The organism is Neobacillus canaveralius, assembly GCF_047237705.1.
GTDB classification, from domain to species: Bacteria; Bacillota; Bacilli; order Bacillales; family Cytobacillaceae; genus Neobacillus; species Neobacillus niacini_K.
The window spans coordinates 242,814-265,280 of sequence record NZ_JBDFLL010000001.1; the positions used below are offsets into that span (position 1 = coordinate 242,814).

Genomic DNA, 22,467 nt, shown 5'->3' on the forward strand with positions numbered 1-22,467 from the left:
TAGGACGCAGAAAAGCTCCGGAGACCATTCTCCGGAGCTTTTCCGATTTAATCCAGCTGCAGCGCCTAGGGGCTCGGGGTCATAAGCCAATCTGTCAAGAAGGTTAAAGAACAACCTTCTCGCCAGCTTGTCTTATGCCTGTCGCCCCTGTGCAAGGCGCTTCCGCTTTTTAAATTAAGCACCCCAATTAAAAATCCTCTTATACCAAGGATCCTTTATTTCCTCTTTCTTTTCTTTCGATTTATTTTCTTTATGATCTAAATGATCAGTACAGTATTCTGTCGGTTCAGTCCCAGCGACAAAATAGGTAAACCGGCGGACTGGGCAATCTTTTGAAGCGAGCTTGCCGTTTTCAGGATTAACGTAAACTCCTACGACTCCTTCTTTCGGCGGGGTAAATGCCTTGACTGGCTTACCTTCTAACGATTCCTCCATAAAGTTTACCCAGATCTTTTTGGCATAGCTTTTTTCAGCGGTAAGGGTTATCGGCTTCCCCACATCATGACCAGCCCAAACAGCAGTAACCAACTGCGGTGTATAACCAATCATCCAGCTGTCTGTTTCGGTAGAGCCAGATTTACCAGCGTATGGCCGTGTGATCTCATCAATCAGGGAGTTACCCGTTACTTTCGCATATCCGTTTAGCTTTTTATCGAACATTCCTGTCATCATATGTGTCATGACGAAGGCTTTAGCAGGATCCAGTACCTTTTCGGGTTCATAGTTACTTTCAAAAATAACATCCCCATTATAATCTTCAACTCTTGTAATCAGTGTAGGTGTTACTTTTTTACCGCCGTTGGCAAATAGACTGTAGGCATTTGCCATGTCAATGACCCGAACGCCTGAGGTACCAAGAGCTAGCGAAGGAACTTTATCCATTTTTGTTGAGATACCAAACTTTTTAACATTATTAATAAGTGTTTCAGCGCCCATAAAAAGGTGAGTTTTGACAGCATAAATGTTATCAGACACGGCAAGGGCCTGAGCAAGTGTTATCTCTCCATCGGCATACTTGTTATTAAAGTTATGCGGCGAGTATTCTGTTTGGCCATCATCCAATTTAAAGGTGGTTAGTTCGCTTCGCATCGTAGACGATGGCGTAAAGCCTTGACTAAGCGCACCATAATACAAAATTGGCTTTATCGTTGAGCCTGGTTGTCTAACTGCTTGAACGGCTCGATTAAACGGACTTTGTTCATAATTGCGGCCGCCGACCATCGCTTTTACATAACCGTTTTTCGGGTCCATAGCGATGAAACCAACTTGGATTTCAGATTCACTTGCAATGGTTTCTTGAATTTGTTTTTCAGCCTCTTGCTGCTGTTTTAGATCGAGTGTTGTATAGACTTTTAAACCGCCAAGAGCAATTGTGCGGTCGTCTAGTTTGAGTTGATTTTTTAAGGCATTTTTTACAGCATCTTGAAAATAAGGTGCTGCCTCCACCCGCTTATGGGGATGTTCACCCACAAATGTAAGTGGAGCTCCCTTAGCCTTTTGGGCTGTTTCTTTTTTTATATAGCCGTTTTCTGCCATTGCGTTTAAAATAATCGCTTGGCGCTTTGTAGCATTTTCTAATGATTCCAGTGGTGAATAGTAACTTGGACCTTTAGGAACACCGGCTAACATCGCGCTTTCAGCCAGGGATAGCTCAGAAGCATTTTTTCCATAATAATATTTGCTGGCCGCTTGTACGCCATAGGCACCATTACCATAATAAATGGTGTTTAAATAGCCTTCGAGGATTTCTTCTTTCGAATAATTCATTTCAATCCGGATCGCATAAAAAGCTTCATGTAATTTCCGTGACCATGTTTTGTCGTGCTCAAGGAAGAGATTTCGTGCGTATTGCTGGGTGATCGTACTTGCGCCTTGAACCTTCGCCCCTGCTTTTACATCGGCAAGGATGGCGCCAACAATTCGTTTATAGTCGAAGCCACTATGTTCATAAAAGTTTTTATCTTCAATGGAGACAGTCGCATTGATTAAATCAGGTGAGATTTCCTCTAGGGGAACCCAGTATCGCTTTTGACCGCTATTGCTCTCACCAATTAACGTCCCATCACTGGCAAAGAACAGAGTAGATTGCGGGACAGCTAACGGCGGTGCGCCAAGAATTTTGGCATAACCAAGAATCCCAAGAAAAACAATCATCATACAGCCAAAGCCTATCAAACTAATGATAATAAACGCACGCAAGTACTTTATTGTTTTTCGAAATCCATGATTCGTCATAACTTCCACAGCAATACCCTCCTTCACCAATTTGTAAAAATACCCATAGTTACAGTATTGAAAGAAGAGACTGTTTTTAAACTAGCAAAAAGAAAATATTTCTAGAAAATTTGATAGAATATGCTAGACTTTTCTTTGTGATTGTAATTCAATAGTTTGGGTACTATAAAAAGAAAAGCGGAAGGCGCCTGCTTATCGGCGACAGGCATAAGACGAGCCGGCGGGAAGATTGCTCTTTAACCTTTCTGATGGATTGGCTTATGACCGAGGAAAAAGTGGGTTTTCTTTTTCCCCCGAGCCGATGGCGCCTGTAGCTAGACAGTTATCTATTCTTAAAAACCTGGAAGGATGTTGAACATGGCAATTTGGTTTACAGAAAAGCAAACTGAAAACTTTGGCATCACCATGAAAATAAATAAAACTTTACATACCGAACAAACTGAATTTCAAAAGCTTGATATGGTGGAAACAGAAGAATGGGGCAATATGCTTCTATTAGATGACATGGTTATGACTTCTGTTAAAGATGAGTTCGTTTATCATGAAATGGTGGCACATGTACCTTTGTTCACACATCCAAACCCAGAGAACGTATTAGTTGTCGGCGGCGGCGATGGCGGCGTTATTCGCGAAGTTTTAAAGCACCCAAGTGTGAAGAAAGCTACGCTTGTTGACATTGATGGAAAGGTAATCGAGTATTCTAAAAAGTTTTTACCAGAAATCGCTGGTATGCTGGATGACCCTCGCGTCGATGTCCGGGTCGATGACGGCTTCATGCATATTGCAAAAAGTGAAAATGAGTATGACGTGATTATGGTTGACTCAACTGAGCCAGTAGGACCTGCGGTAAATCTATTTACAAAAGGATTCTATGCTGGGATTTCTAAGGCGTTAAAAGAAGATGGTATTTTTGTAGCACAGTCCGATAACCCTTGGTTTAAGGCAGATCTTATTCGAAGCGTACAACGCGACGTTAGGGAAATCTTCTCGATTACCCGTTTGTACGTAGCGAACATCCCAACATATCCAAGCGGACTATGGGCATTCACCATCGGATCTAAAAAGCATGATCCACTGGAGGTAAGCGAAGACCGCTTCCATGAAATCGAAACCAAATACTACACCAAAGAACTGCACAAAGCAGCATTTGTGTTACCTAAGTTTGTTGGGGATTTATTGAAGTAATTTTGGTGCCTTTTTCGGTGCCTGTCACCGCCCGTGGACACTTTCCACCTCAGGTGGACAGTTAGTGACCGAGGAGATGTTGAAATCTTGATTACGGTCGTTATAAATGGTTTATAGTGACCGAAAAGGAAATAAAAGAGGGTTTACGGTAACTATAGAAGGTTTATAGTTACCGAAAAGGAATTGAAAGTGGACTTACGGTCACTATAGGGACCCTATAGTGACCGAAATCCATGCAAAAAAGGATTCATGGTCACTTAGCAAGGCTTCAGAGTGATCCAATCCAGTCTAAATCTAGATTGTTTAATACATAGAAGTGAGGGAAGTAACATGCGTTTTGATGAGAGTTATTCTGGTAATGTGTTTATTAAGAGTCATCCGAGTTTTGAAGAGAGTCGGGTTGTACTTTATGGGATGCCGATGGACTGGACTGTCAGCTATCGTCCGGGATCGCGCTTTGGCCCGGCCCGTATTCGTGAGGTATCGATTGGTCTGGAAGAGTACAGCGCGTACCTTGATCGTGAACTAGAAGATGTGAAATATTTTGACGCTGGCGATATTCCGCTTCCTTTTGGAAATGCGCAAAAGAGCTTGGATTTAATTGAGGATTTCGTGGATCAAGTTCTAGCTGCTGGAAAGTTTCCATTTGGTATGGGTGGCGAGCACTTGGTGTCTTGGCCGGTCATGAAGGCGGTTTATAAGAAGTACCCTGATTTAGCTATTATTCATATGGACGCTCATACAGACCTAAGGGAAGACTATGAAGGCGAACCATTATCCCACTCTACTCCGATCCGAAAAATTGCGGAACATATCGGACCGAAAAACGTTTATTCCTTTGGAATCCGCTCAGGGATGAAGGAAGAATTCCAATGGGCGAAAGAAAACGGAATGCATATTTCAAAATTTGAAGTTCATCAGCCGTTAAAAGAGGTCCTTCCGGATCTTGCCGGTCGTCCTGTTTATGTAACAATTGATATCGATGTTTTGGACCCAGCACATGCACCAGGTACTGGTACGGTTGACGCCGGCGGAATTACTTCTCGTGAGCTGCTTGCATCTATTCATGAAATTGCCAGCTCTGGTGTGAACGTAGTCGGCTGTGACCTTGTTGAGGTTGCTCCAATTTACGACCCATCTGAGCAAACTGCAAACACAGCAAGCAAATTGATTCGTGAAATGCTTCTTGGCTGGGTGAAATAAAAATTTTCTTCGTGCCTGTCCCAATCGAGGGGCAGGCATGTTTTGAATTGTGGCTTTTATATGGTTATAATAGAAAAAGTGCCATATGTCGGCTAACTAGGAAAATTCCATGAATCTAGATAAGGTTCATTTTTAAAAAAGGGTGTGCGTTTCATTGTCAATCCCTGAGGTACCTGTAAAAATTAACGTGAAAACCACAATTGATCACGATGAGACTTTTGAATTGATGGTATTTGGTACATACTTTGAAAAAGGAAATTCTGCCTATCTTCGTTATGAGGAAGCGGTGGAAGAGGGAAGTGTCCGGACAATTGTGAAGATGGCACAGAATAATGCCCTTATTTTACGTGGCGGTGCCATTAAAATGCGCCTGCCGTTTGAATTGAATCGTAAGTTAAATGGCAGTTATGAAATGCCGTTTGGACAGTTTGCTACCGTGACAAAAGCAAAAAGAATAGATTACTCCTATGAAAATGGTAAAGGCCACTTCGGTGTTGTTTATGATTTTTCGATGGAGGGTGCGCAGGCAAGTACATATGAGTTAGAAATAGCGTTTCAGGAGGAGAAAAAATGAACATAGTTGAACAGGTTCAAAGTCGATTAAAAGAGGAAATCCGAGCTGCGGTTGTGAAGGCGAGTCTTGCTACGGAAGAGCAGATTCCTGATGTAATTCTCGAGATTCCAAAGGAGAAGAGCCACGGTGATTATTCAACCAACATGGCGATGCAGCTTGCACGTGTTGCCAAGAAGGCACCACGGATGATTGCAGAAGCACTTATCGAAAATTTCGACCGCTCAAAGGCTTCAATTGAAAAAATTGAATTAGCGGGTCCAGGGTTCATTAATTTTTATATGAATAATGCCTACTTAACAGATTTGATTCCGACGGTTCTGGATGCAGGGGAAAAGTACGGAGAAACAACAGTTGGCGGTAAACAGAAGGTTCAAGTCGAGTTTGTTTCAGCGAACCCAACGGGCGATTTGCACCTTGGTCATGCTCGTGGTGCTGCTGTCGGTGACTCGCTTTGCAATATTTTAGCAAAAGCAGGCTATGATGTTTCTCGTGAGTATTATATTAATGACGCCGGTAATCAGATTAATAATCTTGCGTTGTCTGTAGAGGCACGTTATTTCCAGGCCCTTGGTCAAGACAAGCCAATGCCTGAGGATGGCTACCATGGTGCAGATATCATTGGGATTGGGAAGACGCTTGCCGAAGAGTTTGGCGATAAGTTTGTGAAGGTGGATGAGCAGGAGCGTTTTGACTTTTTCCGTGAATACGGCTTGAAATATGAAATGGCGAAATTGCAAAAGGACCTTGAAGATTTCCGGGTTAAGTTTGATGTTTGGTACTCAGAAACGTCTCTTTATAAAAATGGAAAAATCGATGAGGCATTAAAAGTGCTTCGTGAAACCGGCTATATTTATGATGAAGAGGGTGCGACATGGCTGCGTTCAATGGATTTCGGTGATGATAAGAACCGCGTGTTGATCAAACAGGATGGTTCGTATACGTATTTGACGCCGGATATCGCTTATCATAAGGACAAGCTTGACCGCGGCTTTGAAAAGCTGATTAATATTTGGGGTGCGGACCACCACGGTTATATTCCACGGATGAAGGCGGCGATTCAGTCACTTGGCTATGCTGCAGATGCCCTCGAGGTGGAAATCATTCAGCTTGTACACCTTTATAAAAACGGTGAGAAGATGAAGATGAGCAAGCGTACCGGTAAGGCCGTGACGATGCGTGATTTGGTCGATGAGGTAGGCCTCGATGCGACTCGTTACTTCTTTGCGATGAGAAGTTCTGATACACATATGGACTTTGATCTGGACTTAGCGGTATCAGAATCAAATGAAAATCCTGTGTATTATGCGCAATATGCGCACGCAAGGATTTGCAGCATCCTGCGCTCAGGAGAAGAGCAGGGGATTAAAGCCGATAAAAATGCTGATTTCTCCTTAATCGGTGCAGAAAAGGAAATCGAGTTATTGAAAAAGCTTGGAGAGTTCCCGCAGGCTGTAGGCGAGGCGGCATTGAAGCGCGTACCGCACCGCGTCACAAACTATATCATGGAATTAGCATCAACCTTCCACAGCTTTTACAATGCGGAAAAAGTGCTCGACAGCGAGCAGCCGGAGCGGACTAAGGCGCGCCTCGCGTTAATCAAAACCGTTCAAATCACACTGCGCAATGCCCTCGCATTGATCGGTGTATCAGCACCTGAAAAAATGTAAAGATAGTTTGGCTCCCTTTTAGGGGGCCATTTTTAGTATCTAGCCCGTGTAAAGAGTGTCCATCTGGGGTGGAAAGTGTCCACGGGCGGTGACAGGCACCAATTATTCATCACTGAATATTTATCCGTTTTTTGGTAAATATTATGAAGGTAATTTTATGATGAGGAGTGGCCCTGATGAATGTGGGAAGAGCGAAGGAAATTGCTGATTCGATGGATATGATTAATGTTACGTATGAGGGAACGCCTGTGATTATTCAGCATGTGGATGACAATACGAAGATGGCGCGTGTTTATTCGAAGTCTGATCCTGAAAATGAACTGGAAGTTCCTGTCTTGAATCTAATTGAAGAGTAAAAGAGTCTCCTGCGAAGGGAGACTCTTTTTTTTAGACACCTTGTGAGTGCTTGTGGTTTGGTAATTTGCTTTCTGGGTCGTTGTTGCCATGCTTCTGATTTTTTTTCTGCTTCTTTTCATTCTCTGCTAATTTTTGTACGAATTGACTGGTGCTTTCCATCGACAATCCCTCCTTGTGTGAATCTGTTGTTACTTTAACCATTTCCTCATGTAAAAATGCTGGGAGTTATTTCACCTCAATGGTGGCACCACTGATTCGCTTAAAGCCGCGAACCTTACTAATATCCTCGACCAATTTCAATGTGGCCTGATCCTTTGCTTTCGCCTCAATCATGAAGTCGACATCTTGTCCGATTTCTTTTAGCATTTTTAAAAACGGCATAATAAATTCGAGATCAACAAAATCAGCATGTGACCGGAATTCTTTTTCACCCTTTGGGGAAGAAATATGGATTTTGGGTAAAAGATCTACTTGATCCCATGTTTTAAAAATACGCGGCAGCAAATCCAATAGCGGTGTTTCGCAAAGGTTGGCCATGTGATGATGATAGTCAAACACAAAGGGGATGGTCTCTTTTTCGCAGGCAATCAAGGTCTCCTCTGTATTGTAAGTTTTGTCATCATTCTCCAGGGTCATCGCACGTTTAATATGCGCCGGAAGCCTTTTTAAATTCTCATGAAAACGGACAATTGTTTCCACCTTATCCCCATAGGCCCCGCCGATATGGATATTCATCATGCCTCTATCCTCTACACCCATGGCTTCAAACATTCGATAATGATATTCCAGATCGATAATAGCATTATCGGTAATTTTTTGCTGTGGAGAGGTAAATAAGGTGTATTGATTAGGATGAAAGCTAACGCGCAGATGATTCTTTTTGATCAGCTGTCCAATTTCCTTCCACTGCTTCTTAAAGGGTGTAACAAAATCCCATAACACATCTGGATGGGTAGCTAACGGAACAATCGAACTCGAAAGCCGGTACAATTCAATTTCATGGGCGAGATTGAAATAGAACATTCGGAGTGTGTGGGCTAAATTAAGCCTTGTGAGCTCAAGTAATTTATCTTTACGCTCTTTTTCAGATAATTGCTGGTAACGAGTGAACGTAAGTGTCTTCGATGGAGAAGCATCCCACAAGGTAATCGCTGTTGAAACATAGCCGAAACGAATCTTCATCGCACTAACTCCTTACTATAAAAGGCTCTTTTCTTAACCTTTGTTAATTTTTGGAATAAAGTTTAATGAGTGTACTAAGTTACCGCAGGCAATAGAATAAATGAAGTAAGAAAAGAGCCTGCAACCTAAATTCAAAAGCTCAAAATAATTATTAGCACGTTAAAATCGGCTTTAAGATTTTAACAACAATTTTTAAAAAGAAAGCCTTATAAAAAGTATGATATAGCCCCGGCAATGCCTTCCTTTATGGACCTGAGTAAGTTTGGCTTATTGAGGTCATCCAACTCCAATGGTTTTGAATCAAGAATATCTTTATGAACGATATCCATAAAACGATTAACAAAGGCTGGGTCATAAAAATAACAATTAATTTCTTTGTTTAAAAACACACTCCGTTTATCAAAGTTAGCCGTACCAATATCACATAACTCATCGTCGATGATGATTGATTTTGCATGGTAAAAACCATTCTTAAATTGAAAAACCTGTGCTCCTTCAACTAACATTTTACGTAAATATCGGTACGATGCCTCTTGTACAAGCATATGATCAGTTATAAAAGGAACAACGATGGTAATTTTAATGCCTCGCTTTGCCGCACGAATCAGTTCATGGAGGAGTTTTTTGGTTGGAATAAAATAGGGAGTACCAATAATAACAGACTTTTTTGCGTTTAGGATTAAATTGTAATACTTTTCTTCAAGGAAGCCTGCCTCCGTCGGAACAAATTGATGTGGCACCGTCCCTTTGGGCTGCTCAGGAGCATAACGAGAATTTACAATCACATGGTCAGTAGCGTATTCATTCCAATCAATCAAAAACTCACGCTGCAGATACGGCACACTTTCACCGGTGATTTTTAAATGGTAATCTCGCCAGGGGCTTAGCTTTGGATCGTGACCAATATACTCTTTACCAATATTAAAGCCGCCAAGATAGCCAATTTTGCCATCAATAATGGAGATTTTACGGTGGTTGCGCACCTGGGAGGAATAGAAAAGGAATGGAAGCCGTATTCGATTGCTAAAAGCAAATTGAACACCTGCATTACGCAACCCATTGATGACAGGATTTTTCATCTTATGACTGCCAATCCGGTCAACCAGCAGCCTGACTTCCACCCCTTGCTTTGCTTTTGCTTTTAAAATATCGAAAAACTGTTGGCTAAATTCATCATCCCTCACGATATAAAACAGGATATGAATATGGCTGACTGCCATCTTTAGTTCATGAAAGTAATCAGCAAACAATTCTTCTCCATGTGGAAAAATATCAAAGTTTCCGAAAAGGATAGGTGTTTCCCGTTTACTAAAAGATGTACGATGCTTTTTTCTTCCTAAAGTAAAATCGAAATAGAACCATACAATGATAAGAAGTATAAGAGCGATGACTATGGATGGTAAAAACATTTTCGTATCGTTCCTCCAATCATTTCTTTTATGTTTGCCAAACAGAGTCTATAGTATGAATTTCAATAATGTCGAATCATTTTTTGCTAAAAACATTTGACTGAATGCTCATTCATTATATAATGGTTGTAATAGTAGTCAGAAAATTTCATTGTTTTGAAATTTTCTGCTGAAAACAAACAATTGGTGATTAGAAAAACAAAGGGGGCGTATTGAATGAATGGGCTTTTATTGGTGAACCTCATTGCTTTCCTTGTTGTAACCGCTTACGCAATCAGTCTATTCGTTTACGTGGTTAAAACGAGGATCGAATTCATTAAGCTGGGAAAGAAAGTCGAGTTTGATAACAAAGTTAAAGAACGAATGCAAAAGATTTGGGTCAATGTTTTTGGACAAAAGAAGCTATTAAAGGACAAAAAAAGTGGAATCATGCACGTCATGTTCTTTTATGGCTTTATTCTCGTCCAATTTGGGGCAATTGATTTTATTTGGAAGGGATTAGCACCTGGCTCTCATTTACCTCTGGGACCGCTATATGCAGGGTTTACCTTTTTCCAGGAAATCGTCACACTGATGATTCTTGTTGCCGTTATTTGGGCTTTTTACCGCCGTTATGTTGAAAAGCTTGTCCGCTTGAAGCGCAATTTTAAATCAGGACTTGTGTTGATTTTCATCGGAGGATTGATGCTGTCTGTTCTAGTCGGTAACGGAATGGGCATCATCTGGCACGGTCACGAAGCCACTTGGACAGAGCCAATTGCATCGTTAATTGCGCTTATTTTTTCAGGAATTAGTGAAACCGCTTCAATTTCCATTTTTTATGTTGCTTGGTGGGTTCATTTATTATTCCTACTAACCTTCTTAGTGTATGTGCCGCAATCCAAACATGCACACCTAATTGCCGGACCGGCAAATGTATATTTTAACACTTTAGAAAAACCAGGGAAGTTGAAGAAGGTCGATTTTGAGGACGAGTCACAAGAATCTTTCGGGGTTGGAAAAATTGAGGATTTTACACAACACCAAATGATCGATTTTTACGCTTGTGTAGAATGTGGACGCTGTACCAATATGTGTCCGGCAACAGGAACAGGAAAAATGCTGTCGCCAATGGATTTAATTGTGAAAATGCGTGATCATTTAACGAATCATGGTGCAGCAGTTACCTCGAAACAGCCGTGGGTGCCGACCTTTGCGTTTGGCAACACACGGGGTAACCAAATCGCACTTGCAGCAAGTGGTCAAGGTGCACAAGAGTCAGCAGCCACACTTGCTTATAATCCAAGCTTGATTGGCGATGTAATCACCGAAGAGGAGATCTGGGCTTGTACGACTTGCCGAAACTGTGAGGACCAATGTCCAGTTATGAACGAACACGTTGATAAAATTATTGACCTTCGCCGTTATCTTGTTTTAACAGAAGGAAAGTTAGACGCAGACGCTCAACGCGCGATGACAAACATCGAGCGTCAAGGTAATCCATGGGGCTTAAACCGAAAAGAGCGTGAAAGCTGGCGTGAAGTTCGCGAGGATGTGGAGATTCCTACAGTAAAAGAAATGAACAAAAAAGGCGAAGAGTTCGAATACTTATTCTGGGTGGGTTCAATGGGATCTTACGATAACCGCAGTCAGAAAATCGCTCTTTCCTTTGCAAAGCTTTTAAATGAAGCAGGGGTGAAGTTTGCAATTCTTGGTAATAAAGAGAAAAACTCAGGTGATACACCGCGCCGCCTCGGCAATGAGTTCTTGTTCCAGGAGCTTGCGACGAAAAATATAGAAGAATTCGAAAAGGCAGAGGTTAAGAAGATTGTGACGATTGACCCGCATGCCTATAATATTTTCAAAAATGAATACCCTGACTTCGGTTTAGAGGCAGAGGTTTACCATCATACAGAGGTACTATATCAACTCGTCCGTGATGGAAAGCTTGTTCCAAAGCATGCCGTCAACGAAAAAATTACCTTCCATGATTCCTGTTACTTAGGTCGTTACAACGATGTGTACGACCCACCGCGTGAGATTTTAAGATCAATCCCAGGTGTGCAGCTTGTGGAAATGGAAAGAAACAAAGAAACCGGAATGTGCTGTGGTGCAGGAGGCGGCTTGATGTGGATGGAGGAAGAAACCGGTCACCGCATAAACGTAGCAAGAACCGAGCAAGCACTTGCCGTTAATCCTTCTGTGATTAGTTCAGGATGTCCGTACTGCTTAACGATGTTATCAGACGGTACGAAGGCGAAAGAGGTAGAAGAAAAGATTTCAACCTATGATGTGGCAGAGCTTCTTGAAAAAGCAGTTTGTGGGGAAGCAGCGTAGAAAAGCGGAGGCGCCTTCGGAACAAGCACAGCTTGTTCCTGCGAGGATTATCCTAGGAGCTTTCCTTAGTGTTCAGCCCCGACAAGCACTGGAGGGCCAGCGGGTGAAGTCGTGCACTTTGACTTCACCAGTTGGACCGAAGTGACCTCGATGGGCTAGGTGCCGGAGCTAGACAGAATAAAGTTTAAAGCAGAAGTTGATTTGTTATTTGAATTCATAAAATCTTAGGAATTTTGTGTAAAATATTTCAACTTCTGCTCTTTTTTATGTAAAATAGATAGCGGGTATTAAAACGCTTACATTTATGGATTTTTTTAATTTGGAATCGAGCGAGCGTTCAGTCAATTAAAGGATTAAAGAATAGGGAGAGTGCTTTGAATGGGAAAAACAGTTATTTTGAGTGGGGTTAGAACACCTTTTGGGAAATTTGGCGGAGCACTAAGCAGTTTGACTGCTTCACAGTTGGGCGGTATTGCCGTGAAAGAAGCAATCGCACGCGCTGGAGTGAATCCTGAGGATGTGCAGGAGGTTATTTTAGGTACAGTTTTACAAGGAGGTCAAGGACAAATTCCTTCACGCCAAGCAGCAAGAGAGGCTGGACTTTCTTGGGAAGTCAAAACAGAAACAATCAATAAAGTCTGCGCTTCTGGAATGCGCAGTGTCACGTTAGCAGATCAAATTATCCGTGCAGGCGATGAAGAGTTAATTGTGGCGGGTGGTATGGAATCGATGAGTAACGCCCCATATATTTTACCAAAAGCACGCTGGGGCTTAAAAATGGGCGATTCCTCTGTGAAGGATTTAATGATTCATGATGGCTTAAGCTGCAGCTTTACAGGGGTTCATATGGGGACATACGGAAATTCTACTGCAAAAGAATTGGAAATCAGCCGCGAAGCGCAGGATGAGTGGGCTTTAAGAAGTCATGAGCGGGCGATTGCCGCAATTGAAGGCGGAATTTTTGCAGAGGAAATTGTGCCTGTCATCGTCCCGCAGCGTAAAGGAGCTCCGGTTGTTGTAGAGCATGACGAATCACCACGAAAAGACACCTCCATCGAAAGACTTGCAAAATTAGCACCCGTCTTTAACTCTGACGGTACCATCACAGCAGGAAATGCCCCAGGAATCAATGACGGTGCAGCAGCCCTTATTTTAATGAGTGAAGAAAGAGCGTTACGCGAAGGACGGAAGCCTGAAGCGGTTATCTTAGGGCATGCAGCAGTAGCCGCTCCCGCAAAGGATTTCCCACAAACTCCAGGACTTGTCATCAACAGTTTATTGAAAAAGACCGGAAAAACTGTTGAAGAAATCGACTTATTTGAAATTAATGAAGCCTTTGCGGCTGTTGTCTTAGCAAGTGAAAAAATTGCCGGCCTTGATCCAGAAAAGGTCAATGTCAATGGCGGTGCGGTCGCATTGGGTCATCCAATAGGTGCTAGTGGTGCCCGGATTATTATCACGTTAATGCATGAATTGAAACGCCGTGGCGGCGGAATCGGTATCGCAGCTATTTGCAGCGGCGGCGGTCAGGGTGATGCGGTGATGATAGAGGTTCCAAGAGGTTAGTGGGTTTCCTGAAATTGTCTAAATGTACAAAATGGTAGGAAAAATGTACAAAACTCCAAGAAAAATGTACAAAACCCTAGAGAATTTGTACAAAAAACAAAAAGTAATGTACAAAACTTAAATATATAAAAACCCATTAGGGATTATTTTTTAAAAAAGGGCAATTGGAGGGGAAGTAATGAAGGTTGATAAGGTAATGGTAATCGGAGCGGGTCAAATGGGGTCTGGGATTGCTCAGGTTTGTGCTCAGGCTGGCTACACGGTGTATCTGAATGATTTAAGACATGAATTCGTGGAGCGAGGGTTAGGGGTCATCAACAAAAATTTATCTCGCAATGTGGATAAAGGACGAATGACAGAGGAGCAAAAACAAGAGGTCCTTAAATCTATTACGGCTTCAACTGATTTGAATGATGCACGTGCGGTCGACCTCGTGATTGAAGCAGCGGTTGAAAATATGGAAATCAAAACCAAACTCTTTGCGCAGCTAGATGTAATTGCACCAGCACATGCAATTTTGGCGAGCAATACTTCATCCCTGCCAATCACCGAAATTGCGGCGGCGACGAAACGTCCGGAACAGGTAATCGGAATGCACTTTATGAATCCGGTACCGGTTATGAAGTTAGTGGAAATCATTCGCGGCTTAGCTACTGCAGATGAAGTTTACCAAGTGATTGAGGATATGACCAAGACGCTCGGCAAGGTTCCAGTTGAGGTAAATGACTTCCCCGGATTTGTTTCAAACCGAATTCTCATGCCAATGATCAATGAAGCAATTTATACGCTGTATGAAGGTGTGGCAACAAAGGAAGCGATCGATGAAGTAATGAAGCTTGGCATGAATCACCCAATGGGACCGTTGACGTTAGCTGATTTTATCGGACTTGATACATGCCTTTATATTATGGAAACCCTGCATGAAGGCTTTGGAGATACAAAATACCGTCCATGCCCGCTGCTGCGTAAGTATGTGAAAGCTGGCTGGCTTGGCAAGAAATCAGGTCGAGGCTTCTACACATACGAATAGTTGGGAGTGTTACTATGAATCTAAGATTCTCAGAAGAGCAAGAAATGATGCGGAAAATGGTTCGTGATTTTGCAGAAAAGGAAATTGCCCCGTTTGTGGAGCGGATGGAAAAGGGTGAATTTCCCCGTGAAATTCTTCGTAAAATGGGTGAACTGGGTTTGATGGGGATTCCCGTTCCTGAAAAATACGGCGGTGCAGAGATGGATTTTGTCTCTTATATCATCGCAATTAACGAGATTTCCCGGGTCAGCGCGACCGTAGGAGTCATCCTTTCTGTCCATACATCGGTCGGAACAAATCCAATCTTGTATTTTGGTTCGGATGAACAAAAGCAGCGGTTTCTGCCGAAATTGGCGTCAGGGGAGTATTTGGCGGCGTTTTGTTTGACGGAAGCTGGTTCAGGGTCGGATGCTAAAAGTATGAAATCCCGCGCAGTGAAGAAGGATGACCATTATGTGATCAACGGCTCGAAGATGTTTATCACCAATGGCGGGGAAGCGGATGTTTACATCGTCTTTGCTTCTACCAATCCTGAATTAGGCAGTAAAGGAATTTCGGCGTTTATTGTAGAAAAAAATTCACCTGGCTTTGTGATTGGCAAGGATGAACATAAAATGGGACTTCATGGCTCAAGAACGGTACAACTTACTTTTGAAGACATGATTGTACCTGCTTCGAACCTTTTAGGTCAGGAAGGTGAAGGCTTTAAAATTGCGATGGCTAACCTGGATGTCGGACGAATCGGGATTGCGGCACAGGCGTTAGGGATTGCAGAAGCGGCACTTGGTGCAGCGGTGGAGTATGCAAAAGGACGCCAACAGTTTGGAAAGCCGATTGCGTCACAACAAGGAATTGGCTTTAAATTGGCCGACATGGCGACGAATGTTGAAGCTGCTAGGCTATTACTCTATCGTGCTGCGGATTTACGTGGACAGGGAATGAAGTGCGGAATGGAAGCTTCGATTGCAAAGTTATTTGCGTCAAAAACAGCTGTCGAGACCGCGATAGAAGCGATTCAAGTCTTTGGCGGATATGGCTATACAGAGGACTATCCTGTCGAGCGCTACTTCCGGGATGCAAAAGTGACCGAGATTTATGAGGGAACAAGTGAGATACAGCGGATTGTGATTAGTAAGTATCTTTAGTTTGTAGATAAGTTGCGGATTTGTGTAGATATCAGACTGGAATGAGTAGATATCCAGGCTAATTGTAGGAACACTTTTTCGTAAAAACTGTACGGTTTAGAGAGAAGTTACCCTAAGGGAGGACGTATAAAATGAATTTTCGCTTATCGGAAGAGCATGAGATGATTCGGAAAATGGTTCGCGATTTTGCTAGAAATGAAGTGGCGCCAACAGCGGCTGAGCGTGATGAAGATGAGCGTTTTGACCGTGATATTTTTGACAAGATGGCGGAGCTTGGCTTAACAGGCATTCCGTGGCCGGAAGAGTACGGCGGAATCGGCAGCGATTACCTTGCGTATTGTATTGCCGTTGAAGAGCTCTCAAGAGTTTGCGCGTCAACAGGCGTAACATTATCCGCACACACCTCACTCGCAGGCTGGCCAATTTTCAAATTCGGTTCTGAAGAACAAAAACAACAATACCTTCGCCCGATGGCGGAAGGCTCCAAAATCGGAGCGTATGGGTTAACAGAACCAGGCAGCGGCTCGGACGCTGGCGGGATGAGAACTACAGCAAGACGTGAAGGCGACCATTACGTGCTCAATGGTTCGAAAATTTTCATTACAAACGGCGGAGTAGCTGATATTTATGTCGTGTTTGCATTAACTGATCCATCCAGCAAACAAAAAGGAACGACCGCATTCATTGTCGAAAGTGACACACCAGGATTCTCAGTAGGGAAAAAAGAAAAGAAACTAGGCATTCGTTCTTCACCTACAACGGAAATTATTTTCGAAGATTGCAAGGTGCCTGTCACCAACAGATTGGGTGAAGAAGGCGAAGGATTCAAAATTGCAATGATGACACTTGATGGCGGCCGTAATGGGATTGCTGCACAGGCTGTTGGAATTGCGCAGGGTGCACTTGACGCTGCGGTCGACTATTCAAAAGAGCGCCAGCAGTTTGGCAAGCCAATTGCCGCTAACCAAGGAATCGGCTTCAAGCTTGCGGATATGGCGACAAACATTGAGGCAGCAAGACTATTAACCTATCAAGCTGCATGGCTGGAGTCAAAAGGACTCCCGTACGGTAAAGAATCCGCGATGTCGAAATTATTTGCTGGTGACACAGCGATGAAGGTGACGACCGAAGCGGTACAGGTATTTGGCGGGTACGGTTATACAAAGGATTATCCAGTAGAGAGATTCATGCGCGATGCAAAAATCACGCAAATCTACGAGGGAACACAGGAAATCCAACGCCTCGTTATATCTAGAATGATAACTAAGTAAATATAAAAGCGGAAGCGCCTTGCACAGGGGCGTGAGTCTAGACGAGCCGGCGAGAAGGTTGTTCTTTAACCTTCTTGACGGATTGGCTTAGACCTGAGAGCCCCTAGGCGCTGGAGCTAGCAAGAGGTGGAATTGGGGATGAAAAAGCGGGAAGTGCAGGCTTCAGTGAAAGATGAACGCCTTGTACAAAGAAGACGGAATCAGATGATCAAAGGGGCCGTATCACTTTTTAAAGAAAAAGGGTTCCACCGGACGACAACAAGGGAAATTGCGAAGGCCGCGGGTTTTAGCATTGGGACCTTATATGAGTATATTCGGACGAAGGAAGATGTCCTTTATCTGGTTTGTGATAGTATTTATGACCACGTAAGCGAGCGGCTGCAGGAGGACCTTGATCATAAACAGGGCACTTTAGAAAGCCTCAAGCATGGAATCGCCAATTATTTTCGGGTTATCGATGAAATGCAGGAGGAAATCCTGGTCATGTATCAAGAGACCAAATCGCTTAACAAGGAAGCTCTTCCATATGTGTTGAAAAAGGAAATTGAAATGGCAGATATGTTCGAAAAACTGATCACGTTATGCGTGGAAAATGGGGAATTGAGCCTAACTGAAAAGCAGATCAAAATCCTTTCTCACACGATTATTGTTGAGGGACAAATGTGGAGCTTCCGCCGCTGGGCACTGCAAAAATTATTTACCTTAGAAGAATACATTGAAATGCAAACGGAGTATTTATTTTCGGGGATTAACGGGGTAAGTCAGTCACAGGTGAAAGGGACAATCACGAAGTGAATCTTTTCAGGACAAAGGGGGAGACAAATGAGTACGACGGAGGTTTATCAGACGAAGCATCATATTCGTTTTGTAACAGCGTCTAGTTTGTTTGATGGTCACGACGCTTCAATTAATATTATGAGGAGAATTCTGCAAGCGAGCGGAGCTGAGGTCATTCATCTTGGGCATAACCGTTCGGTTGAAGAGGTTGTTAACGCGGCGATTCAAGAGGATGCACAGGGGATCGCCATCTCTTCTTATCAGGGCGGTCATGTGGAATACTTTAAGTATATGTACGATTTGTTGAAGGAAAAGGGCGCGCCGAACATCCGCATTTATGGCGGCGGCGGTGGTGTTATTATTCCGCGTGAGATTAAGGAGCTTCATGATTACGGGATTGCTTGGATTTTCTCGCCTGAGGACGGACGGACGTTGGGTCTTCAAGGAATGATTAACCGAATGCTGGAGGAATGTGATTTCCCAACGGTTACGGCGGATCATGCAGAGCATATCGAAAAGCTGCCAACTGGTGATGTTAATGCGATTTCAAAATTGATTACCCTTGCCGAGCTTCATGTTGACAGCAACCGAGAAGCAGCGGCTGCTGCGGAAAGTCTTCTTGAAAAAGTAAAATCGTTAACCAAGGAGATTCCTGTTGTCGGAATCACCGGTACAGGTGGTGCTGGTAAAAGTTCTTTAACCGATGAATTGATTCGCCGTTTTATCAATGAATTGCCTGATAAAAAGGTGGCAATTCTATCAGTCGACCCGACTAAACAAAAAACGGGCGGTGCCCTTTTAGGCGACCGGATTCGGATGAATGCTATCTTCAATGCAAATGTTTATATGCGAAGCCTGGCTACCCGATCTTCAAAATCAGAGCTTTCGCTTGCGATTAAAGATGCGGTTTCGGTTGTGAAGGCAGCTGGGTTCGACCTTGTGATTGTTGAAACGAGCGGTATCGGACAGGGCGATGCAGAGATTACGGAAATCTGTGATGTCTCCCTTTACGTCATGACCAGTGAATTTGGGGCACCTTCACAGCTTGAAAAGATTGATATGATTGATTTTGCTGACTTAATTGTCATTAATAAATTTGAGCGCAAGGGCTCTCTTGATGCACTTCGCCAGGTTCAAAAGCAGTACCAGCGCAGTCATATGTTGTTTGAAAAAGATACAAGTGACATGCCTGTGTATGGCACGATTGCGAGCCAGTTTAATGATCAAGGCACTAATGCGCTTTTTGCGGCGCTAATTGAAAAAGTAAATGAAAAAATGGGTACGAATTGGGTTACTTCTTTTACAAAATTTGCGTTAGTTGAAAAGCAAAATGTAATCATTCCTACTGACCGTCGCTATTACCTCCGGGAAATATCGGAAACAGTCCGACGCTATCATCAAAAGGCTGAAGAGCAGGCAAATATTTCCCGTAAAATATTTCAGCTTGAAGGCGCCATTGCTGCGGTCAAGGAAACAGAAGCGAACACAGAAGTTCTTGCCTCTTTAGAAGCTATTAAGCAAGCAACGGAGGAGAAATTAACACCAGAGTCGAAAAAAATACTCGACGGCTGGGAAAAAACAAAGGATGCTTATAAAGCGGATAAATTCGTAACAAGAATTCGTGACAAAGAAATCATTACCGTTTTAAAAACAAAGAGCCTTTCTGGCATTGACATTCCAAAGGTCGTTTTACCGGGGTATAAAGATTACGGCGAAATCCTCCGCTGGGTGTATCGTGAGAATGTACCAGGTTCCTATCCGTTTACAGCTGGAGTGTTTCCGTTCAAACGTGAGGGAGAAGATCCGAAACGTCAATTTGCTGGGGAAGGAACGCCGGAGAGAACGAATCGCCGCTTCCACTATTTATCAAAAGATGATACAGCGAAACGGTTAAGTACCGCATTTGACTCGGTGACATTGTATGGTGAGGACCCGGATTATCGTCCGGATATTTTTGGTAAAATTGGCGAGAGCGGCGTGAATGTTTGTACGCTTGATGATATGAAAAAGCTTTATGATGGCTTTGACCTGTGTCATCCATCTACATCGGTATCGATGACGATAAATGGTCCGGCGCCGATTATTTTAGCGATGTTCATGAATACAGCGATTGATCAGCAAGTGAAGAAGAAAGAGGCTGAGCTTGGCCGTGTGTTGACAGTTGAGGAATTCGCTCAAGTGAAGGCTTATACGTTAAAAACTGTCCGTGGTACGGTGCAAGCCGATATTTTAAAAGAAGATCAAGGTCAAAACACATGTATTTTTTCAACGGAGTTTGCCTTACGTATGATGGGCGATATTCAACAATATTTCATCGACCAGCAGGTGCGTAACTATTATTCTGTTTCGATTTCTGGCTATCATATTGCTGAGGCAGGGGCTAACCCAATTTCTCAGCTGGCGTTTACACTATCAAACGGATTTACCTATGTCGAGTATTATTTAAGCCGTGGGATGAAAATTGATGACTTTGCACCAAACTTGTCGTTCTTCTTCTCCAATGGCTTGGATCCGGAATACACGGTTATTGGTCGGGTGGCGCGGCGTATTTGGGCAACGGTCATGCGTGATAAATATGGTGCTGCTGAGCGCAGCCAAAAGCTGAAGTACCATGTTCAAACATCCGGTCGTTCGCTGCACGCACAAGAAATTGACTTTAATGATATCCGCACGACTTTGCAGGCATTGATGGCGTTGCAAGATAACTGTAATTCGCTGCATACGAATGCTTATGACGAAGCAATTACAACACCAACAGAAGAATCGGTTCGCCGCGCGATGGCGATTCAAATGATTATTACGAAAGAGCATGGTTTAACGAAAAATGAAAATCCACTTCAGGGTTCATTTATTGTGGAAGAATTAACGGACCTTGTCGAGGAAGCGGTTCTTCAAGAATTTGAACGCTTAAACGATCGTGGCGGTGTTCTTGGTTCCATGGAAACTCAGTATCAACGCGGAAAGATCCAAGACGAATCGATGTACTATGAAATGAAGAAGCATACGGGTGAACTGCCAATTATCGGTGTGAACACGTATTTAAATCCAAATCCTCCTTCAGAAGAAGACATCGACAGCATGGAGCTGGCACGAGCGTCCTATGAAGAAAAGGAATTACAAATTCACAATTTACGTGCCTTCCAACAAGCACATTCAGCAGAAACCGGTAAAGCGCTAGACCGGTTAAAAGCAGCAGCAGTAAACAACGAAAACATTTTTGCCGAACTAATGGAAACCGTAAAAGCAGCCAGCCTCGGACAAATCACAAAAGCACTATACGAAGTAGGCGGGCAATATAGAAGAAATATGTAATTTTAATGCAATGGCTTATAATCATTTAAGCCATTGTTTTTTTATAAGACTGTGTTAGCGCAAATCAACAGCCCAGATTGAAACAGCCAACAAATTAATTTTTAAACAAGTACTAATATTGACTACTTTTCTTATATAATAGATGAGCAAACATTGATCCCGAGGCAGGTGTTGAATATGAAGATAAACAATACGTTTTTGTTTTTACTAATTTCGGCCTGGCCATTATACTATCTCTATCAACACCAGTTAGGGGCAATTTCCTTTCTAGTATTGGCTATTTTCTTCTTTTTAAAGGCAATGAAAGAGTTGAAAATGATAAAAAAAGAGGAAAAACCTGATGATAACCAGCCTAAACGGGAAAAAATCAAGCAAAACAGTAGATAGAACTAGCATAAACGGGAGAATATTGTTTATAATGAAGAATATGTCAAAAAACTAGCACCTTCGTGCTAAAATTTTTGCCCGTTATCACTCATTTTATAGAGTGTTAAATAGAGAAAGGAAGTGCCGATATTGAGTTTACAAGGTTACTCAAAAGAGCAATTAAAAGAGTTATCCCTCATTGAGATGGCGTATGAATTTCTAAAAGGCAGCAAACAGCCTATTTCCTTCCACGATTTAATAAAAGAAATTGCTGCAGCTACAGAAATCACAGAGGATCAAATTAGATCGAGAATTGCACAATTCTATACAGACATAAATATTGATGGTCGTTTTCTATCATTAGGTGATAATCGCTGGGGTCTTCGCGTATGGTATCCAATCGATACACAAGAAGAAGAAGTGGTTACCGTTATTAAACCTAAGAAGAAAAAGGCGAAAAAGGTTGTCGATGAAGACGAGCTTGAGGACTTCGATGAAATTGACGAAGATTACGATGAACTCGATGACTTTGCCGATGAAGATGATCTCCTTGACGAGGATGAGGACGATTTACTTGATGACCTCGACGATGTCGATGAGATAGACGATGATGATGATGTAATTGAGGATGACGATGAATTCGATCTTGATGAAGAAGAAGAACTTGACGAGGTCCTTGATGAAGAGGAAGAAGATTTAGATGAAGTAGAGGATGAAGACGACGACCTATTATAGGCTTGACTTTTTATCTCCGCACTTGTAGAATCTTTTTTGGGCTCCTTTAACAAGGAACGGATCATAATTTGCTTATAAAGCGCTCCCTTACATTGCGTAAGCGGAGTGCTTTTTTATTTTGTCAGTCAATGATACAA

Annotated in this window: 18 protein-coding genes; 14 read left to right on the top strand and 4 right to left on the bottom strand. The window is 42.8% G+C overall.

All coding sequences use genetic code 11. The features are described from left to right. Positions 1–174: 174 nt before the first annotated feature. On the bottom strand, positions 175–2,244 hold the full coding sequence (locus tag ABC255_RS01195) for a transglycosylase domain-containing protein (protein WP_412990983.1): 2,070 nt from the start codon (positions 2,242–2,244) through the stop codon (positions 175–177). Positions 2,245–2,592: 348 nt separating this feature from the next. Between ABC255_RS01195 and speE the strand changes: the two genes are divergently transcribed. From speE to ABC255_RS01220, 5 genes are all read left to right on the top strand, one after another. Further along, positions 2,593–3,420 (top strand): spermidine synthase, encoded by an 828-nt coding sequence (speE, locus tag ABC255_RS01200; RefSeq protein WP_412990984.1) that lies wholly within the window; start codon positions 2,593–2,595, stop codon positions 3,418–3,420. 330 nt (positions 3,421–3,750) lie between these two features. Beyond that, positions 3,751–4,623 (top strand): agmatinase, encoded by an 873-nt coding sequence (speB, locus tag ABC255_RS01205; protein WP_412990985.1) that lies wholly within the window; start codon positions 3,751–3,753, stop codon positions 4,621–4,623. Positions 4,624–4,777: 154 nt separating this feature from the next. Then, a complete protein-coding gene (locus ABC255_RS01210) occupies positions 4,778–5,197 on the top strand; it encodes a YwiB family protein (protein WP_412990986.1) in 420 nt (139 codons plus the stop codon). Next, positions 5,194–6,864 (top strand): arginine--tRNA ligase, encoded by a 1,671-nt coding sequence (argS, locus tag ABC255_RS01215; RefSeq protein ID WP_412990987.1) that lies wholly within the window; start codon positions 5,194–5,196, stop codon positions 6,862–6,864. Before ABC255_RS01210 ends, argS begins: the two co-directional genes overlap by 4 nt. Positions 6,865–7,040: 176 nt before the next feature. Beyond that, positions 7,041–7,220: an H-type small acid-soluble spore protein gene (locus tag ABC255_RS01220; RefSeq protein WP_335531825.1), complete on the top strand. Its 180-nt coding sequence runs from the start codon at positions 7,041–7,043 to the stop codon at positions 7,218–7,220. Between the two features lie 31 nt (positions 7,221–7,251). Here the strand turns inward: ABC255_RS01220 and ABC255_RS01225 are convergent, their stop codons facing one another. The 3 genes from ABC255_RS01225 to cls all read right to left on the bottom strand — a co-directional run bounded on the left by ABC255_RS01225 (position 7,252) and on the right by cls (position 9,812). After that, positions 7,252–7,380 (bottom strand): DUF4023 family protein, encoded by a 129-nt coding sequence (locus ABC255_RS01225; RefSeq protein WP_082799618.1) that lies wholly within the window; start codon positions 7,378–7,380, stop codon positions 7,252–7,254. Between the two features lie 66 nt (positions 7,381–7,446). After that, the gene (gene uvsE, locus ABC255_RS01230) at positions 7,447–8,403 is read right to left on the bottom strand and encodes a UV DNA damage repair endonuclease UvsE (protein WP_412990988.1); all 957 of its coding nucleotides are present in this window, start codon (positions 8,401–8,403) and stop codon (positions 7,447–7,449) included. 206 nt (positions 8,404–8,609) lie between these two features. Next, a complete protein-coding gene (gene cls / locus ABC255_RS01235; protein WP_412990989.1) occupies positions 8,610–9,812 on the bottom strand; it encodes a cardiolipin synthase in 1,203 nt (400 codons plus the stop codon). Positions 9,813–10,028: 216 nt separating this feature from the next. Here cls and ABC255_RS01240 point away from each other — a divergent pair, with 216 nt between their 5' ends. The 9 genes from ABC255_RS01240 (at position 10,029) to rpoE (ending at position 22,330) form a co-directional block, all read left to right on the top strand. Next, entirely contained in the window at positions 10,029–12,128 is a 2,100-nt protein-coding gene (locus tag ABC255_RS01240; protein WP_412990990.1) for a heterodisulfide reductase-related iron-sulfur binding cluster, read from the top strand. Between the two features lie 378 nt (positions 12,129–12,506). Continuing rightward, on the top strand, positions 12,507–13,694 hold the full coding sequence (locus tag ABC255_RS01245; protein WP_412990991.1) for an acetyl-CoA C-acetyltransferase: 1,188 nt from the start codon (positions 12,507–12,509) through the stop codon (positions 13,692–13,694). Positions 13,695–13,872: 178 nt separating this feature from the next. Continuing rightward, positions 13,873–14,724: a 3-hydroxybutyryl-CoA dehydrogenase gene (locus tag ABC255_RS01250; protein WP_412990992.1), complete on the top strand. Its 852-nt coding sequence runs from the start codon at positions 13,873–13,875 to the stop codon at positions 14,722–14,724. A gap of 14 nt (positions 14,725–14,738) precedes the next feature. Further along, the gene (locus tag ABC255_RS01255; RefSeq protein ID WP_412990993.1) at positions 14,739–15,869 is read left to right on the top strand and encodes an acyl-CoA dehydrogenase; all 1,131 of its coding nucleotides are present in this window, start codon (positions 14,739–14,741) and stop codon (positions 15,867–15,869) included. Between the two features lie 131 nt (positions 15,870–16,000). After that, on the top strand, positions 16,001–17,140 hold the full coding sequence (locus tag ABC255_RS01260; protein ID WP_412990994.1) for an acyl-CoA dehydrogenase: 1,140 nt from the start codon (positions 16,001–16,003) through the stop codon (positions 17,138–17,140). Between the two features lie 138 nt (positions 17,141–17,278). Beyond that, entirely contained in the window at positions 17,279–17,935 is a 657-nt protein-coding gene (locus ABC255_RS01265; protein ID WP_412990995.1) for a TetR/AcrR family transcriptional regulator, read from the top strand. Positions 17,936–17,962: 27 nt separating this feature from the next. Then, the gene (gene icmF, locus ABC255_RS01270) at positions 17,963–21,229 is read left to right on the top strand and encodes a fused isobutyryl-CoA mutase/GTPase IcmF (protein WP_412990996.1); all 3,267 of its coding nucleotides are present in this window, start codon (positions 17,963–17,965) and stop codon (positions 21,227–21,229) included. A 177-nt stretch (positions 21,230–21,406) separates the two neighbouring features. Then, positions 21,407–21,616, top strand: a complete 210-nt coding sequence (locus ABC255_RS01275; protein ID WP_335534319.1) for a hypothetical protein — start codon at positions 21,407–21,409, stop codon at positions 21,614–21,616. A 129-nt stretch (positions 21,617–21,745) separates the two neighbouring features. Next, entirely contained in the window at positions 21,746–22,330 is a 585-nt protein-coding gene (rpoE, locus tag ABC255_RS01280; RefSeq protein ID WP_412990997.1) for a DNA-directed RNA polymerase subunit delta, read from the top strand. The last annotated feature ends 137 nt before the right edge of the window (positions 22,331–22,467 follow it).